This is a genomic window from Clostridium sp. CMCC3677 (assembly GCF_023845585.1).
Classification (GTDB): Bacteria; Bacillota; Clostridia; order Clostridiales; family Clostridiaceae; genus Clostridium; species Clostridium aquiflavi.
In genome coordinates this window covers 452,497-469,146 of the sequence record NZ_JAMQHS010000001.1, presented here as the reverse complement: position 1 = coordinate 469,146, position 16,650 = coordinate 452,497, and the positions used below count along the sequence as shown (strand labels likewise).

The 16,650-nt window shown below is 27.0% G+C and carries 18 protein-coding genes; 8 read left to right on the top strand and 10 right to left on the bottom strand.

Features of this window, described 5'->3' with window-relative positions:
- The first annotated feature begins 80 nt into the window (after window positions 1–80).
- The 3 genes from NG901_RS01900 (at window position 81) to NG901_RS01890 (ending at window position 1,824) form a co-directional block, all read left to right on the top strand.
- Window positions 81–623 carry an NADH peroxidase gene (locus NG901_RS01900; RefSeq protein ID WP_252211996.1) on the top strand — a complete coding sequence of 181 codons (543 nt, stop codon included), beginning with the start codon at window positions 81–83 and terminating at the stop codon, window positions 621–623.
- Window positions 624–705: 82 nt separating this feature from the next.
- Entirely contained in the window at window positions 706–1,023 is a 318-nt protein-coding gene (locus NG901_RS01895) for a DUF1540 domain-containing protein (RefSeq protein WP_252211994.1), read from the top strand.
- A 144-nt stretch (window positions 1,024–1,167) separates the two neighbouring features.
- Complete coding sequence (locus NG901_RS01890) at window positions 1,168–1,824, top strand: hypothetical protein (protein WP_252212096.1); 657 nt, start codon at window positions 1,168–1,170, stop codon at window positions 1,822–1,824.
- Between the two features lie 128 nt (window positions 1,825–1,952).
- Here NG901_RS01890 and NG901_RS01885 read toward each other — a convergent pair whose 3' ends face one another.
- From NG901_RS01885 to NG901_RS01860, 6 genes are all read right to left on the bottom strand, one after another.
- The gene (locus NG901_RS01885; protein WP_252211992.1) at window positions 1,953–2,126 is read right to left on the bottom strand and encodes a FeoB-associated Cys-rich membrane protein; all 174 of its coding nucleotides are present in this window, start codon (window positions 2,124–2,126) and stop codon (window positions 1,953–1,955) included.
- 70 nt (window positions 2,127–2,196) lie between these two features.
- The gene (gene feoB / locus NG901_RS01880; RefSeq protein ID WP_252211990.1) at window positions 2,197–4,347 is read right to left on the bottom strand and encodes a ferrous iron transport protein B; all 2,151 of its coding nucleotides are present in this window, start codon (window positions 4,345–4,347) and stop codon (window positions 2,197–2,199) included.
- Between the two features lie 267 nt (window positions 4,348–4,614).
- Entirely contained in the window at window positions 4,615–4,836 is a 222-nt protein-coding gene (locus tag NG901_RS01875; RefSeq protein WP_252211988.1) for a FeoA family protein, read from the bottom strand.
- A gap of 13 nt (window positions 4,837–4,849) precedes the next feature.
- On the bottom strand, window positions 4,850–5,059 hold the full coding sequence (locus NG901_RS01870) for a FeoA family protein (RefSeq protein WP_252211986.1): 210 nt from the start codon (window positions 5,057–5,059) through the stop codon (window positions 4,850–4,852).
- Window positions 5,060–5,392: 333 nt separating this feature from the next.
- Entirely contained in the window at window positions 5,393–6,727 is a 1,335-nt protein-coding gene (locus NG901_RS01865) for a CoA-disulfide reductase (protein ID WP_252211984.1), read from the bottom strand.
- A 566-nt stretch (window positions 6,728–7,293) separates the two neighbouring features.
- Window positions 7,294–7,923: an HAD family hydrolase gene (locus NG901_RS01860; protein WP_252211982.1), complete on the bottom strand. Its 630-nt coding sequence runs from the start codon at window positions 7,921–7,923 to the stop codon at window positions 7,294–7,296.
- Between the two features lie 328 nt (window positions 7,924–8,251).
- Here NG901_RS01860 and NG901_RS01855 point away from each other — a divergent pair, with 328 nt between their 5' ends.
- Complete coding sequence (locus tag NG901_RS01855) at window positions 8,252–9,565, top strand: putative DNA modification/repair radical SAM protein (protein WP_252211980.1); 1,314 nt, start codon at window positions 8,252–8,254, stop codon at window positions 9,563–9,565.
- A 2-nt stretch (window positions 9,566–9,567) separates the two neighbouring features.
- Window positions 9,568–10,308, top strand: a complete 741-nt coding sequence (locus NG901_RS01850) for a TIGR03915 family putative DNA repair protein (protein ID WP_252211978.1) — start codon at window positions 9,568–9,570, stop codon at window positions 10,306–10,308.
- Between the two features lie 140 nt (window positions 10,309–10,448).
- Here the strand turns inward: NG901_RS01850 and NG901_RS01845 are convergent, their stop codons facing one another.
- On the bottom strand, window positions 10,449–12,464 hold the full coding sequence (locus NG901_RS01845; RefSeq protein WP_252211977.1) for a M13-type metalloendopeptidase: 2,016 nt from the start codon (window positions 12,462–12,464) through the stop codon (window positions 10,449–10,451).
- A gap of 230 nt (window positions 12,465–12,694) precedes the next feature.
- Between NG901_RS01845 and NG901_RS01840 the strand changes: the two genes are divergently transcribed.
- Genes NG901_RS01840 through NG901_RS01830 form a run of 3 tightly spaced genes read left to right on the top strand, consistent with a single transcriptional unit; the run spans window position 12,695 to window position 13,709 of the window.
- A complete protein-coding gene (locus NG901_RS01840) occupies window positions 12,695–12,862 on the top strand; it encodes a spore coat associated protein CotJA (RefSeq protein WP_252211975.1) in 168 nt (55 codons plus the stop codon).
- Between the two features lie 16 nt (window positions 12,863–12,878).
- Window positions 12,879–13,130, top strand: coding sequence for a spore coat protein CotJB (locus NG901_RS01835; RefSeq protein ID WP_205455214.1), 252 nt, complete (start codon window positions 12,879–12,881; stop codon window positions 13,128–13,130).
- 15 nt (window positions 13,131–13,145) lie between these two features.
- Entirely contained in the window at window positions 13,146–13,709 is a 564-nt protein-coding gene (locus NG901_RS01830; protein ID WP_012450300.1) for a manganese catalase family protein, read from the top strand.
- 158 nt (window positions 13,710–13,867) lie between these two features.
- Here NG901_RS01830 and asrC read toward each other — a convergent pair whose 3' ends face one another.
- Genes asrC through asrA form a run of 3 tightly spaced genes read right to left on the bottom strand, consistent with a single transcriptional unit; the run spans window position 13,868 to window position 16,640 of the window.
- Window positions 13,868–14,830 (bottom strand): sulfite reductase subunit C, encoded by a 963-nt coding sequence (gene asrC, locus NG901_RS01825; protein ID WP_252211973.1) that lies wholly within the window; start codon window positions 14,828–14,830, stop codon window positions 13,868–13,870.
- A 12-nt stretch (window positions 14,831–14,842) separates the two neighbouring features.
- On the bottom strand, window positions 14,843–15,637 hold the full coding sequence (gene asrB / locus NG901_RS01820; RefSeq protein ID WP_205455217.1) for an anaerobic sulfite reductase subunit AsrB: 795 nt from the start codon (window positions 15,635–15,637) through the stop codon (window positions 14,843–14,845).
- Entirely contained in the window at window positions 15,630–16,640 is a 1,011-nt protein-coding gene (asrA, locus tag NG901_RS01815) for an anaerobic sulfite reductase subunit AsrA (RefSeq protein ID WP_205455218.1), read from the bottom strand. Before asrA ends, asrB begins: the two co-directional genes overlap by 8 nt.
- Window positions 16,641–16,650: the final 10 nt, after the last annotated feature.

The following is a 16,650-nucleotide window of genomic DNA, read 5'->3' as shown; positions in this document are numbered from 1 at the left end:
AATTTATACTAAATTATAATATGAAATTCAGTATAAATTTTCCTTATTTTAGAATGAATAAATTTTAGGAGGAACATATAATGAAAAAGTTTGTTTGTACAGTATGTGGTTATATTCATGAAGGAGATACCCCACCTGAAATTTGCCCTGTTTGTAAAGTAGGTGCAGATAAATTTATTGAAATGAAGGATGATATGGCTTGGGCTGATGAGCATAAAATAGGAATAGCAAGCGGCATCCCTAGTGAACTTATAGAAGACTTAAGAGCTAACTTTACAGGAGAATGTACTGAAGTTGGAATGTATTTAGCTATGTCTCGTCAAGCTGATAGAGAAGGTTATCCTGAAGTTGCAGAAGCATATAAAAGAATTGCATTTGAAGAAGCAGAACATGCTGCTAAATTCGCTGAAATTTTAGGTGAAGTAGTAGTTCCTGATACAAAAGCTAATTTAAAAGCTAGAGTTGAAGCTGAATTTGGTGCTTGTGATGGTAAAAAGAAATTAGCTACATTAGCAAAAAAGGAGAATTTAGATGCTATACATGATACAGTTCATGAAATGTGTAAAGATGAAGCTAGACATGGTAGAGCATTCAATGGACTACTAGATAGATATTTTAAGTAGAAATATCTATCTAAAATTATTTTAAATATAATACTAAAACATAGCATAAATATAAAATTTTATTTTAAGAGGAGTGTCTTTAATGCAAAAAATTAATTGTGACGTAAATAATTGTTCTCATAACTGTTCTGGTGTTTGTTACGCTAATCGTGTTGATATAGGTGGAGATTCTGCACAAAAAGATTGTGATACTTGCTGCGGATCTTTTTTAGATAAAAAAAATTATAGTGATTTAACTAATAATTCAAATAGTTCTGGTGAATGTGATTGTCTAGTTTGTACTGTTAAAACTTGTACTCACAATTGCAATAACCTTTGTGATCTTTCATCAATAAATGTTAGTGGAGCAAATCCAAACATGTATATAGAAACTAATTGCCAAAGTTTTGAAGCTAAATAAACTATTCTAATCAAATTAAAAACTTTTGAATTCATTTATATGCTGAATTTAAAAGTTTTTATTTTTATTTAATTTCTTTAATACACATCTTGTATTTGCACCTTACTCTGTTATACTTGTTATTGTCATGTAAGATTGAAAGAGGTGTTCATTATAAAAACAAATTATAAAAATGTAGAAAATAACTATGAAATTAATAACAAAATTGCTTTTATTACAATTTTAAAGAAAAATGGTGAAGAACTTACAACTAAAATAGATGTTGAAGATCTTAATAAAGTTAAAGAACTAGGTAATTGGTTCGCTGAATGGAACAAAGATCTTAATAGCTATATAGTACAAAATATAAGCTTAACTAAAATGAATAAAAAGTCTAAACCACTAAAGCAAAGTTTACAATCTATAATTTTAGATACTAATCCAAAGACTCCTATTAGACATATTAATGGAGATACTTTAGATAATAGAAGATCTAATTTAGAAATAGTTGAACGTAACATAAGAAATGATTATGAAGTGGTTAATGATGATACTATAGCTATACTTTTAAGAGATAAATATGGTAAGGTACAAAATAAAGCATTAATATCTAAAGAAGATTTAAGAAAAGTAGTAACTGATACATATACTTGGGTGCTTCACAAAAATTATGATAATTTATGTGTTATTGCAAATACACCTAATGGTAGAATACATTTAGATAGGGTACTTATGAATCCTGATGAAAACCAAACAGTTCATCATATTAATCTTAATCCATTAGATAATAGAAGAAGCAATTTAGAAACAACAAGCATTTAATTCTATTATTCTCATAAAAATTTAGCCTATGTTTTACTAAAGTGTTAATACACTTAAAACATAGGCTAAATTTAAAATAAGCTATAAGTATACTTTTTTATACTTATAGCTTATTTTTTATATTAATATTATTTTAAAGTTATTCCTTGATTATCTTTTCCATGACAAATTGCTGCTGATGAACACCCAGAACACCCACAACCACAACCGCCTTCTCCATTTTTAGCTTTCTTTACTCTTTTGAACACTACTAATCCCATCATGAAAAATATAATACTAGCTATTATTATTGTAGCTAACATAAGTATCACCACCCCTTATAAAATTTATTAGTAGATAATTTTAAATAATTACCTACTAATATTTAACATACTATTTTATATAACTTAATTTAACATTACTATTTATATTTACTGATTTTTTATTTGATAATAGAATTCCAGCTATTATTGCTACTACTATAGCGATAGATATAAGTGCGCCTATTATATTTCCACCATAGAATAAAGCATTACCAACTTGATTTATTAATAATGCAACAAGATATGCTGTACCTGTTTGGAATCCTAATGTAATCCAAGTCCATTTCCATGAACCCATTTCTCTTTTTATTGCACCTATTGCTGCAAAACAAGGAGCACAAAGCATATTAAATGCTATGAATGAAAATGCACTTACTGCTGTAAACATTCCTGCTACATTCATAAGAAGTGTTGGATCTTCTTCTGTTGCTTCTGCAATACCAAACAGTATACCAAATGTTGCTACAACATTTTCTTTTGCTACAAGTCCAGTGATTGTTGCAACCGCAGACTGCCAATTACCAAAACCTAATGGTGCAAAAATTGGTGCAAAAACATTTCCTATACTTGCTAGTATACTGTCACCAGCATCTACCATTTCTAATGACCAATTAAATGATTGCATAAACCAAATTGCTCCACAAGCAACAAATATAATTGTACCAGCTTTTATAATAAATGCCTTTCCTCTATCCCACATATGCATAAGAACGCCTTTTAAACTTGGTATATGATATTGTGGAAGTTCCATAACAAATGGAGCTGGCTCTCCTTGAAATAGTTTAGTCTTCTTTAAAAGAATTCCACAAATAATTATCATTATAATTCCTAAAAAATATACTGATGGTGCTACCCATGATGCTCCACCAAATATTGCTCCTGCAAGCAATGCTATTATAGGAACCTTAGCACCACATGGAATAAATGTAGTTAACATAATTGTCATTTTTCTATCTCTATCATTTTCCATAGTACGAGTTGCCATAATTCCTGGAACTCCACAACCTGAACTGATAAGCATAGGTATAAATGATTTTCCTGAAAGTCCAAACTTACGGAATATTCTATCCATTATAAACGCAACACGTGACATATACCCACAATCTTCAAGTATTGATAATAGGAAGAATAATATCATAATTTGAGGTACGAATCCTAATACTGCTCCTACTCCACCAATTAAACCATCAACTACTAATCCTTGTAACCATTCTGCTACGCCTAACCCTTCAAGCCAAGTTGAAACATTTCCACTTATAATTTCTCCAAATAATGTATCATTTGTCCAATCTGTAGCTATAGTTCCAAGTGAACTTACAGCTATGTAATATACTCCCCACATAATTAATGCAAAAATAGGAAGCGCTAAAAAACGGTTTGTTACAATCTTATCAATTTTGTCTGATGTAGTTTCATCATTTTTATTATTCTTTCTTACTGCTTTAGAAACTACTTTTCCAATAAAATCATAACGTTCTCCCGTAATTATACTTTCACTATCATCATCAAGTTCATTTTCACATTTATTTATTATTTCTTCTACTTTATCTAACACATTTTTCGAAAATTTATTATTACTTAAAATATTTTTATCACGCTCAAAAAGTTTAATAGACAACCATCTAGTATCTATTTCATTCTTAAAACTGCTGTTATCTAAAGCTTGTTCAATATCTTTTATAGAACTTTCTACTTCTTGTGATAGCTCTAGCTTAAAGTTATTAGCATTTTCTTTTTTTGAAAGTTCAATTGCTTTTTCAACAACTTCTTTAATACCTTTTCCTTTTATAGCTGAAGTTTCAACAATTGGACAGCCTAATAGTTCTGAAAGCTTTTCTATCTTTAACTTGTCACCATTTTTTTCAACAATGTCCATCATATTAAGTGCTAAAACTGTTGGAATTCCAAGTTCTAAAATTTGAGTAGTTAAATATAAGTTTCTTTCAATATTAGATGCATCAATTATATTAATTATTACATCTGGTTTATCATTCATCATAAAATCACGTGTCACAACTTCTTCAAGCGTATACGGTGAAAGTGAATATATACCTGGTAAATCTACAATTTCAACATCCTTATTCCATTTTAATTTACCACCCTTTTTTTCTACTGTTACCCCTGGCCAGTTACCTACATATTGTGTTGATCCTGTAAGGTCATTAAACATAGTTGTCTTTCCACAATTGGGATTACCTGCAAGACCTATCTTTATTGACATTTGTCTTCCCCCTTAATTTATATAGATTATCATTATCATTAAATGATTATAAAACAAAATCGCTAAAGCGACTTTAGATCTGTATCGATTTTTTACGCATCTGCCTTTTTGAACGTATGTGAGAAAAATATGGCAGGTGACTACAATTATCTTTTTTATTCTTCATGGTTCATTTGTTAACCTTTAGCTAAATTTATCTTTCAGTTATCCACAATCTTTCCAAGAATACAATTTTCTAAAGAATAAAAAAATACATTAATTTAATACTTACCCAACAATTATCATTTCTGCATCAGCTTTACGAAGTGATAATTCATAATTTCTAACTTTTATTTCAATTGGATCTCCAAGTGGTGCTACTTTACGTACAAATATCTCGCAGCCCTTAGTTATTCCCATATCCATAATACGCCTTTTAATAGGACCTACTCCTTGTATCTTAAGAACATTAACTGTTTGTCCACATTTAATATCTTTTAATGTATTCATTAATAATTCCTCCTTAAACTATTATTCTACTAGCCATAGCTTTATCTAATGCTATTCTACTTCCCTTTACTTTTATTATTAAACTTCCTGCAATTTCAGAAATAATGCTTACAGTTTCTCCTGCAATAAATCCTAAACTTGATAGGAACTTTTTAGTCTCATCATTACCTCTAATTTTTTTAATTGGCATACTTTGTCCTGTATTTGCTAATATTAATGGCATATTTTCTCCTCCTCATATTATGTACTTATACAAATATATATAGTACACCTTTTATGAAAATGAATAATCTTTTCTGTTGATAATTATTATCATGATGATATTATAACACTTTTATCCAAACTTGAAAATGATTTTCATTAATTTTGTCCTATTTTTAATTTATATTTAAAATAAAACGTTTTCTGATGATGATTTATTATGTTTTTCTTTGTTAATATATAATATCTTTATTATTTTCTAATTTTAATCTTTTATATAATTTTCTCTACATAAAAAGGATATTAACTAGATTCATTAGTTAATATCCCTAAACTTTAAACTTATCACTTTATTTTACTTGCATATATTTCCTGCTACATTTAATACATCCCAAGTTCTTGAAAATGGTGGTGAATAACATAAATCTAGCATTCCAAGTTCTTTAGTTGTTAATTTTCCAAATATGCATGCAGCAATAACATTAACTCTCTGTACAGCATCTTTATATCCTGCAACCTGTCCTCCTAATATTCTTTTACTTTTAGCTTCATAAATCAACTTAACATAGATCTTATTTTGACCTGGATAATAGTTAGTTTGATTCATATCTGTTATAAATTTAGTCTTATAATCTAATCCCATTTGTTTAGCCTTTTCTTCTGTAATACCAGTTCTTCCAGCTTCAATATCTAAAACTTTTATGCAACTAGATGATAATGAACCTTGAAATGGTAAATTAGTTCCCCCTAGATTTTCTCCAACAATACGTCCAAGTTTATTGGCACCTGTAGCAAGAGGTACATAACTTTTTTCATTTGTAACTATTTGATTTATTGTTGCACAATCTCCAGCTGAATAAACATCTTCAATTGATGTTTTGCCATATTCATCTACAATAATTGCGCCATTAGATAACATCTCTATTCCACTATCTTTAATAAATTCTGTATTAGGTTTAACTCCAGTAGCTATAATTACTATATCAGCATTTATTTCTCTTTTATTAGTACGTATCTTACTGACTTTATCATTTCCTATAAATTCAGTAACAGTTTCTTGTAAATATAAATTTACACCTTTATCTCTTAATTCCTGTTCTAATACTTCAGTAATTTCTTTATCAAAAACATCCTTTAATATTCGATCCTCCAATTGAAATACTGAAACTTCTTTCCCATTGCTTTTAGCTGCTTCTACTGCTTCTAATCCAATAAATCCTGCACCTACTATTGCTATACTCTTATTATTTTTCTCCATTAAAAGTCTTTTTAAAATCTTTCCATCATCCATACTTTTTAATGTGTACACATTTTTTAAATTAACATTTTTAATTGGAGGTATTATACTCCTTGCACCTGTCGCTATCATTAATTTGTCATATTTATCATTAAATTGAGAACCCGCCTTCAGATTCTTTACTGTAACCAATTTATTTTTAAAATCTATATTAACAACTTCATGATTAGTTTTAACATCTACTCCACTTTTTATAAATTCTTCAGGAGTTCTTGCAATCATATTTTGTGAGTCTTCAAAAAAATTTCCTACGAAGTAAGGTAATCCACAAGCACCAAATGATACTATATCTGATTTCTCATAGATTACTATTTCAGCTTCAGGATTTACTCTTCTTAATTTTGCAGCTGCACTTGTACCTGCTGCTATTCCACCAACAATTACTACTCTCATTTTTTTCCTCCTACTCTATATTAAACATTATATTTTCTACTTACTTTAACTCTTTATTACATAATAATATCTTTCTTTTAATTGGTCAATATTCTTATCTGATTACTCTTATTTACCTTAAATACTACACATACTTTAAAGTAGTGTTTATATTTTATCTTCTTTTCATTTAATTATTATGTTAAAATAATTTATATAGTAAATATTTCAAAAAGAGGTGTTAATTATGGATCGTATGAAATCAATGTTACTTACAGTCGGTATTATATTGGTATATTCAGTTGCCGTTGCACTAATCTATAAACTATATAAGAAATTCTCTGCTAAAAGAAAAAGTAGATAAGTTTTACTATAAATATCTTCAATTTAAGAAAGATATAAAATTAATGAAATCGATTAATTTTATATCTTTTTTTGCAATGTAAAAAAAATCATTGATATATATAAGTAAATTAGACTGAATTATTAAACTTAGGAATACTAAAAATGAATATAATCCAATTATGATGCACTTTATCTATTAAATATATCACTGTAACCTAAAATATAGCCCTTGTAATATCTTACTAACATTTTATATTATTAATATTTAATAACTCTTTTAAATTATTTATCTTATAATCATATTTATCTAAATCACCAAATCCATAGCTAGCATATATAAATGGCACTCCTGCTTTCTCACTTGCTATTGCATCCCATTTAGTATCCCCTACATATGCTGGATTATTTAATTTATTTCTTTGCATTACTATTTTTATATTTTCAGCTTTTTCTAATCCTGTTCTACTTGGATCTTCAAAATCCAGAAAATATTTTTTTAAATTATGCGCCTCTAAAAAACATTGTATGTAGCCATCCACACAATTGCTAACTATAAATAATTTATATTTTTTATATAATTCTTTTATTGTATCTTGCAACTCTGGATATAATTTACCCCCATTTTTTAATAAATACTTTAATTCAATTTTAGTGCATTCATCTATTACATCTTTTCTCGATTTTTCACTTAACTGTGGGAAAAACTTTTCTAATATATCATCCATTGTCATTCCCATCACACTTTGAATTTCTTCAAGAGACATTCCTTTCTTAGTTTCATCGTATTTTGAAAAAACTTCATTCCAGCATATATAAAATGCTTCTGTAGCATCCCATAAAGTTCCGTCTAAATCAAATATAAGACTATCCATATAAATTCTCCTATCTATAAAATTCTTAATATTATTTATTTTCTCTAATTAAATATTTCTTTCCTTCTTAATTTTAAAATATAATTTTTATATTTCAAATACATGGATTTTTTAATATACATAATTAAAATTTAGTTTCTTTTATGGTATGAATTTATTTAAGATTTTATTCTAAAAATAAAGTTATATATTTATTTATATAATAGTACAAAACACACATTTTTTTCCTAAAATACACTAATTCAAAACCCTTGTATGGGAACATATGTTTGTGTATAATATTATTAAGGATATATGTTTAGATTAATATATAAGGATGTGTACACAAATGGAATTAATGGAAAAGCTAAAAATTCTTTCTGGAGCAGCAAAATATGATGTCTCTTGCTCATCATCAGGTTCTAAAAGAAAAAATAAAAACAATGGACTTGGAGATGCTTCTAGTAGTGGAATATGTCACAGTTTTACTTCAGATGGACGTTGTATCTCATTGCTTAAAATATTATTTTCAAATGATTGTGTTTTTGATTGTAAATATTGCATAAATGGTTCATCTAAAGATTTTTTAAGAGTTAGTTTTACTCCTGAAGAAGTATGTAACCTTACTATTAATTTTTATAAGCGTAATTATATAGAGGGGTTATTCTTAAGTTCTGCTATTATAAAAAATCCTAATTATACTATGGAACTTTTACTTAAAACTGTGAAAAAATTAAGACTAGAAGAGAAGTTTAATGGATATATTCATTTGAAAGCGATTCCTGGCGCTGATCAAAAATTAATAAATGAAGCTGGAAAATATGCTGATAGAATGAGTGTAAATATAGAATTACCTTCAAATGATAGTTTAAAATTATTAGCTCCTCAAAAAAATAAAGATAGTATATTAAAACCTATGAATACTATAAAAAATTCTATAATTAATTATAAAGAAATGAAAAAAAACATAAAAAGTACACCTTTATTTGTTCCTGGTGGGCAAAGCACTCAATTAATTGTTGGTGCTACCCCTGAAAGCGATGCTAAAATATTAAATTTATCGCAAGCATTATATGATAACTATAATTTGAAAAGAGTTTATTATTCTGCATATGTTCCTGTTGTAAAAGATAATCCCCTTCTACCTGTGATAAGTCATCCTCCTGTTCTTAGAGAGCATAGACTTTATCAAGCTGATTGGTTAATTAGGTTTTATGGATTTAGGGCAAATGAATTATTAAAAAATAGTACAGATAATTTTGATTTAAATTTTGATCCTAAAACTTCTTGGGCTTTATCTAATTTAAATGATTTTCCTGTAGAAATAAATACTGCATCATATGAAAAATTATTAAGAATTCCTGGTATTGGTGTTACTTCTGCTAAAAAAATATTAAAGATCAGAAGAGTTCATAGATTAACTTTTGAAGACTTGAAGAAATTAAGAGTTATTTTAAAAAGATCTAAATATTTTATAACTTGTGACGGTAAATATTATGGAAATATTTCTTTTGATGATTTAATAATAAAAAATAAATTATTAGAAGATTCCTATAAACCATCTTCCAAAATAAATATTAATCAAATATCATTTTTTGATTCTTTTGAAATGAACACTAAGACCTTAAGTGATAAAATAACTTCTATAAATGGAGATTTTTAATTATGAAAATACTAATATATGATGATACTTTCTTTGGGCTTTTAAATGCTTTATATAAAAGTTTTAATTATGATCAGACAAATTTATTTATATGTAGTAAAAAAAATAATATACCCTTGCTTGGAAGCGAAATTATTAATATAAATACTAATTCTCATATTGCTGAGAAAGTTCAAAATACTATAATTTATAAAATAGACAAATTAGCTCTAAAAAAAATCTATATTGTATATTTAAGCAATTACGAAAATAAAGAAATGCTCTTACTTAAATATTTAAAAATTGCTTTTAAATTAAACAAGGATGTTCATTCTTTTTTAAATATTGATGAAATTAGGCTTATAGATACCATTAATAAAAAAGTAACTTATGAAAGTCATAGATTTAAAGGATTTATTAGATTCAACCTTATAAATAATAAATTTTTCTATTCTTCTATTGAACCTGATAATGATATATTAGAACTTATAGCTGACCATTTTAAGAAAAGATTTAAAAATGAATACTTTATAATTCATGATTTGAATAGGGAAAAAGCAATAATTTATAATAAAATAAATTATGAAATAATTCCTCTTGATTTAAGAGATTATGAAAAATTGAAAACACATTCTGATAACTACGGTACACTTTGGAGCACATATTTCAAATCTACAGCTATAGTTGAAAGAAAAAATCTAAAATTACAAAGTAGAATGATGCCAAAAAGATATTGGAAGCACATAATAGAGGTTAATGACTAAAATTTATATTCTAATCATTAACCTCTCTAGACATTAGATAATTTTGTATTTACACAGAATTATCTATACTCTCACTTCTCTAGTATATCTATAAGTAAAACTTATCATAGTAATTAAACTTAACCTACTAAAATTCTATTCTACCAAATAGATAATCTATCTTTTACTTTTATATACATATCATCATTTTCAGTTACATTATAAATTTCATAGAATTTTTCAAATTGTTGTAATACTGTATTTACTCTAATATCACTAGGTGAATGGCTGTCTATTTTTAATAATAATACTTTATATTCTTCAGTAGTTACATCTCTCCATACTCTAGCAAAATTTCTAAAAAACTCATCATAATTTACATTAGGTATTTTATCTAAAATATCTAACATACAAGTCATAGATCCAATATCCGCAATATTTTCACCTAAAGTAATTTCCCCATTCACTTTTATCCCAGGTAATGCTTCTATATTTCCATAAACCTCTTCTATTCTTTTAATTTTATCTTCATATTTTTTATAATCTTCATCATTCCACCAATTTTTTATTTTTCCATTTTCATCAAACTTAGATCCATTATTATCAAAAGCATGAGTAATTTCATGTCCAATAATAACTCCTAATCCACCTAAATTTTTTTCTTTACTTTCATTTATATCATAGAACGGTTTTTGCAATATAGCTGCTGGAATTGTAATTTCATTAGACTCAGCATCATAATATGCATTAACATCTTCTGGTGATATTTTGTTAAATGATTCTCTAGAACTTATAGGTTGTTTATATGAAAATTTCTCTAAATTTATTATATTTTCAAGAAGTGATCCATCTTCTTTATATGACTTTATTTCTAAATTTGAATAATCTGTCCATTCTTCTGGATAGCCTATATTTACTTTTATATTCTTTAACTTTTTAATAGCGTTATCTTTAGTGGAAGCACTCATCCAATCAAGATTTTTAATTCTATTTGAATAAGTATTTATAATTTCTTCAGTAATATTTTTCACATCATTTTTTATCTCTTCACTAAAGACCTCTTCTACATATAATTTACTTAAAGCTGAATTGAAATTCTTTTTTACAAGTTCTTTAGTTTCATCTTCTAATGATATACTATCTATATCATATAATGATTTTTGTAAAGCTAAATATTCATTTCTAAAATTTTCACTTAGATATTTACTTGCAGCAGAAATCATACAAACTTCAGTATAATCTTTTATTACTTGCAAATTTTCTTCACTATATAACTCATTTAATTTATTTAACCATTTAGGTTCAAATAAAATTACTTTGTCTACATTTTCATATCCAAGGTTTTTTATTATATATGATAAATCTAAATTACTTGAAAGTTCATTAACATCACTGATTTTATAAGTTTTATAGTTATTTTTTTGGTTATTATAATACTCTGCAAATTCATTAACACCTATAATAGATGGTGCTAATTGATTTTCAAAATAAAATAAATTATTAACTTTTATTATCGATTCTTCTCTAGAATATCCACTTAACATTAATATATTGACTAAGTATTTTTCCATATTTTCTCTATTATCTTTAGTTTTATCTGTTTCATTTCTATATTGATCTGAATCTCCTAAAACTAATCTTGTTGATGAAATATATAGTGCATTGTTTTTCTCATCATAAATATCGCTTCCAACACTAAAATTAATTAAATTACTAAATATATTTATCGTTGGATCGCCTAATAATTTTGTAAGCTCATTTATATTTTTAGCTTCCTTTATTTTATTTGTATATTTCTTTATAGGTTCTGCACCTTGATTATTTCTTTCTGAAATATTAATAGAATTATTATATAAATTTATTATCTTCTTTTCGTCTGTATTACTTAAATATTTATCTTCATGAATTAATAAATCATTAAATATTCTTTTTGCGTCATTATTAACCTTATCCTTTGTTTCAGTAAAAGTACTTTTAGCTTCTTCATCTTGTTTAAGTATTGATTTTTTTAGCCATTCCTTATTAACAGCTTCATAGAAGTTGTCTTGTAGCCTTATTTCATTATTGCTCTGCTTAATTACTTCACTTGCAAATACATTATAATTTATAAATGAATTTATAATAAACACAGATAATATTAAAGCTAATGTACGTGCTGTTTTTTTATACTTTATCATATTAGTCCCCTTCACATTTTATATTATATGTTAATTATATAAAAAACATCTACTTAATAATAGCATTATTAAACAGATGTTCTTTATTTAAGTATAATTTAAGATAAAATTAATATTTATTTGCATACATTTTAGACTTAAAAATATATGTTTTTCACAAGAATCACTTTATCTCTCTATATGCATATTATATTTATTAAGCAATCAAAATGAAGGGATGAAAAAATTTTATGTACAAAAATGATAATTGTACCTATAAATTAAAAGAATATGCACGTGCATATATAATGCCTCAACCTTATGAAAATCTATTCACATGTAAAGAAGGCTTTGTTAAAGGAACTATTTTTAAAGACCTTTACGAACCTTATAATGAAAAGAAAAAAAGTAAATGTTAATGTGGGGTGATATATTATGTATGAAAAAGATTTATTAGATAGTATAAGAATTTATCAATTTTCAGCTGTTGATCTAAATTTATTCCTTGATAATTTTCCTGATAATGAAAATGCAAAAAAAGACTATGATATAGTATCAGCTAAATTAACTTGTTTAACTAATGAATACGAAAAAAATTTCGGTCCTTTAACTAATTTTGGTACTTCTTTTAAAGAAGATCCACGTTATTGGATAGAAAAATCTTGGCCTTGGGAAAAAGAAAATTAGGAGGAATAAAAGATTATGTGGTATTATGTTAAAACATTAGAATATCCAATAAACTTAAAGTGTAAAGATCTTGCAATGGCAAAATATCTTATGTCTCAATATGGAGGACCTGATGGAGAATTAGGTGCCGCACTTAGATATTTAAATCAACGTTATACAATGCCTACTGGAAAATCCAAAGGATTACTTACTGATATAGGTACAGAGGAAATGGCGCATGTAGAAATGCTTGCTACTATGATTTATCAACTTATGGAGAATGCAACATTAGATGAACTTAAAGAAGCAGGTCTTGGTGGACATTATGTTGATCATGGAAAAGCATTATTCTATACTGATGCTACTGGAAACCCTTGGACAGCAACTTATATCCAAGCAAAAGGAGATGTAATTGCAGATTTACATGAAGATATGGCAGCAGAACAAAAGGCTAGAGCAACTTATGAACATTTAATTCAATTAACTGATGAACAAGATATTAAAGACGTCTTAAAATTCTTAAGAGAAAGAGAAGTTGTACACTATCAAAGATTTGGTGAAGCTTTAATGAACGTCCAAGATCATTTATGTAATAAATAATATTTCTTCAAATTTTGTGCTCTATTTTAAATTAATGTTTGCATTACAATATCAACACACATTTAAAATAATGCAAAATTTTTAAAACTTTCATAATTAAAATGAAGTTTAAAAAATCTCTACAGTTTTATTTCTGTAGAGATTTTTAAGTTGTTTAATTAAAAATGTACTCCATTCCAATAAACACATTGCTTTACTATTGTTTTTTCTGGGAATTCTATTCCGTCTAGTGCCCACTTTTTATATTCTTCAAATCCTACTCTATCGATGATATATCCTATATGTTCTTTGCCACCTGGAGCACTTTTATCTATATACTTAGCCACAAATTTATAAGTGTTCAATATTATCTTAATTATACTTTGTTCATCTGACCAAATTAAGAAATCTTCAGCAAGACGTGGGTTTCTTTTACCGCTTCTACCCATTATAACTAATTTATAATATTTTTCTTTACTTCTTGTCCACGCACCAGTAGGACAATTTATAACACATTCTCCACATCCAATACATTTTTCTTCATTTCTTACTACTTTATAATTTACTGCTTTAAGTGCATCTACTGACTTCTTCTTACAAGCTCTTACACATGCCCCACAGCTTACACATCTCTCTTTATCATACTGTGGTTCAGTCATTCCTATTATCCCAAAATCATGCATTCTAGCTTTTACACAATCGTTTGGGCACCCGGTAAGTGCTATCTTAAAGTGTAGATCATTGGGAAATATAGCTTTTTCTATTCTTTTAGCAAAATTAGTTGTATTATAATTTGCAAATGGGCAAACATTATTACCAATACATGCTGATACATTTCTAGTTCCAGCAGATGTATATCCCTTTCCTGGTATTTCTTGATTTATACCTAAACTTTCTATAATTGGCTGTAATAATTCATTTACCTTATTAATATCTTCATATTTTATTCCTGGTATTTCAAATCCTTGACGTGTTGTTATATGCACACTTCCATTACCATACATTTGCGATATTTCTTGTATCTTGCCTAATAAATCTGCTTGTAAATGTCCTCCTGGAACTCTAACTCTAGAAGCAGTTAATCCCCTTACTTTAGTAACTCTAAAAGCATTTTTCTTGATTTTTTTTGTATTTAAATCCATAATTAACTCCTCCTAGTCTAGTAAAGACTTACCTTTTGAATAATTAAAAACAGGTCCATCTAAACAAATATAAGTATCATCTATTTTACAGTGTCCACATTTTCCTATTCCACAGCACATTTTTCTTTCTTGAGAAATCCATATATTTTTTTCTTCTATTCCAAGTTTTAAAAATTCTGCAACTGTGAACTTCATCATCATAGGAGGTCCAACTACAATAACAGCAACATTATTTAAATCTTTTATATCAAGTTCTGGTATATATTTAGTAACCAATCCTACTTTTCCATCATAGCTTTCATCAGCATTATCTACTGTAATAATAGCATTTATTTTATCGTTCCAATCTTTTATATCTGATTTAAATAAAATGTCATTAGGAGATTTAAAACCTGCTATTAATGTAAAACTGTTAATTTTATCTATATTATTTGCAAAATAATCAACTACACCTTTAACTGGAGATAAACCTGTCCCACCTGCTACAATAATTAAATCTTTTCCCTTATATTCATTTACATCAAATCCATTTCCATAAGGACCTCTTAGATATAATTTATCACCTACATAATTATTGAATATTTCATTAGTAACTTTTCCAACTCTTCTTATTGTTAAGTCAACAGTATTTTCTTCAATACCACTTACTGAAATAGGTGCTTCTCCAAACTTAGGCAATGATACTTCAAAAAATTGTCCTGGTTTTACATCGCCTGAAAATTCCATTCTGAAAGTATATTCAATATCTGTATGTTTAATAACTTCCTTAATTTCTGATAAAAAAGGAATATATTCATTTCTACTCATTAGAAGACACCTCTTTCATTCCATTTTCTAATTTATTTACGCAATTAGAGAAAGATATATATTCTGGACAAATATCATCACATCTACCGCATCCAACACACATGTGATATCCCCATTTCTTTTTATAATCATATACTTTGTGCATAACTTTAAATCTCATACGTTGTCCTTTGTCAGCTCTAAAAGTATGTCCACCAGCCATCTCAGTAAATCCATCTACTTGACATGAAGCCCATACCCTACGTCTTTCACCTGCTTTTCCATTATCAGTGTAGAATATATCTTGCATTGTAAAGCAAGTACAAGTTGGACAAACAAAATTACATCTACCACATGCAATACAACGTGCACTATAATCTTCCCACATTTTTGAATTTATAATATCTAATGAAAGATTATCTGGCACTGAAACCTTTTTATTGTTTTCACTTACAAAGTCAGGCTTCACTTCTATATTTTCACCAATTGAAAATAGTTTTATGAATTCTTCTTCTTTAGCATCTATATATACTTCGTCACCTATAACTTTTAAATATGCCGCATATTCATCAGTTTTATTAGTTTCCATGCTTACACAAAAACATTTTTCAAATGATTTTTCACATCCAATTAAAATGAACTTAGTTTTTTCTCTTAATCTCTTATAATAAAAATCTTCATGTCCATTTTTTAAATAAATATCATCCATACGTTTTATAGCATGTAAATCACAACTTCTTAAAAATACTAGTGCACCTTTTTTAGAAGTCTTAGCTTCTTTTATCTCATCCTCTGTAAAGAAGAACAATGTTTCAGATATTGGTAATAAAATTTCTTTAGATGAATATTCAGCTTTTTTATCAAAAACTATTTCATCTATATTTTCTACCTTTCCATACCTAATTCTATCTGTATCAGAATAAGTTCCTTCTCCTAGAAATAGCTTAGGCGCATATATATCATATTCTCTTGATAAATTATCAAAAATATTATTTACATCAGTTTTATTTAATTTATATCCCATAATGATATCC

Bases quoted from the DNA above. Each gene is read 5' to 3' on its own strand.
- NG901_RS01900 (WP_252211996.1), top strand. From the start codon at position 81: ATGAAAAAGTTTGTTTGTACAGTATGTGGTTATATTCATGAAGGAGAT.
- NG901_RS01895 (WP_252211994.1), top strand. From the start codon at position 706: ATGCAAAAAATTAATTGTGACGTAAATAATTGTTCTCATAACTGTTCT.
- NG901_RS01885 (WP_252211992.1), bottom strand. From the start codon at position 2,126: ATGTTAGCTACAATAATAATAGCTAGTATTATATTTTTCATGATGGGA.
- feoB (WP_252211990.1), bottom strand. From the start codon at position 4,347: ATGTCAATAAAGATAGGTCTTGCAGGTAATCCCAATTGTGGAAAGACA.
- NG901_RS01875 (WP_252211988.1), bottom strand. From the start codon at position 4,836: ATGAATACATTAAAAGATATTAAATGTGGACAAACAGTTAATGTTCTT.
- NG901_RS01870 (WP_252211986.1), bottom strand. From the start codon at position 5,059: ATGCCATTAATATTAGCAAATACAGGACAAAGTATGCCAATTAAAAAA.
- NG901_RS01865 (WP_252211984.1), bottom strand. From the start codon at position 6,727: ATGAGAGTAGTAATTGTTGGTGGAATAGCAGCAGGTACAAGTGCAGCT.
- NG901_RS01860 (WP_252211982.1), bottom strand. From the start codon at position 7,923: ATGGATAGTCTTATATTTGATTTAGACGGAACTTTATGGGATGCTACA.
- NG901_RS01855 (WP_252211980.1), top strand. From the start codon at position 8,252: ATGGAATTAATGGAAAAGCTAAAAATTCTTTCTGGAGCAGCAAAATAT.
- NG901_RS01850 (WP_252211978.1), top strand. From the start codon at position 9,568: ATGAAAATACTAATATATGATGATACTTTCTTTGGGCTTTTAAATGCT.
- NG901_RS01845 (WP_252211977.1), bottom strand. From the start codon at position 12,464: ATGATAAAGTATAAAAAAACAGCACGTACATTAGCTTTAATATTATCT.
- NG901_RS01840 (WP_252211975.1), top strand. From the start codon at position 12,695: ATGTACAAAAATGATAATTGTACCTATAAATTAAAAGAATATGCACGT.
- NG901_RS01835 (WP_205455214.1), top strand. From the start codon at position 12,879: ATGTATGAAAAAGATTTATTAGATAGTATAAGAATTTATCAATTTTCA.
- NG901_RS01830 (WP_012450300.1), top strand. From the start codon at position 13,146: ATGTGGTATTATGTTAAAACATTAGAATATCCAATAAACTTAAAGTGT.
- asrC (WP_252211973.1), bottom strand. From the start codon at position 14,830: ATGGATTTAAATACAAAAAAAATCAAGAAAAATGCTTTTAGAGTTACT.
- asrB (WP_205455217.1), bottom strand. From the start codon at position 15,637: ATGAGTAGAAATGAATATATTCCTTTTTTATCAGAAATTAAGGAAGTT.
- asrA (WP_205455218.1), bottom strand. From the start codon at position 16,640: ATGGGATATAAATTAAATAAAACTGATGTAAATAATATTTTTGATAAT.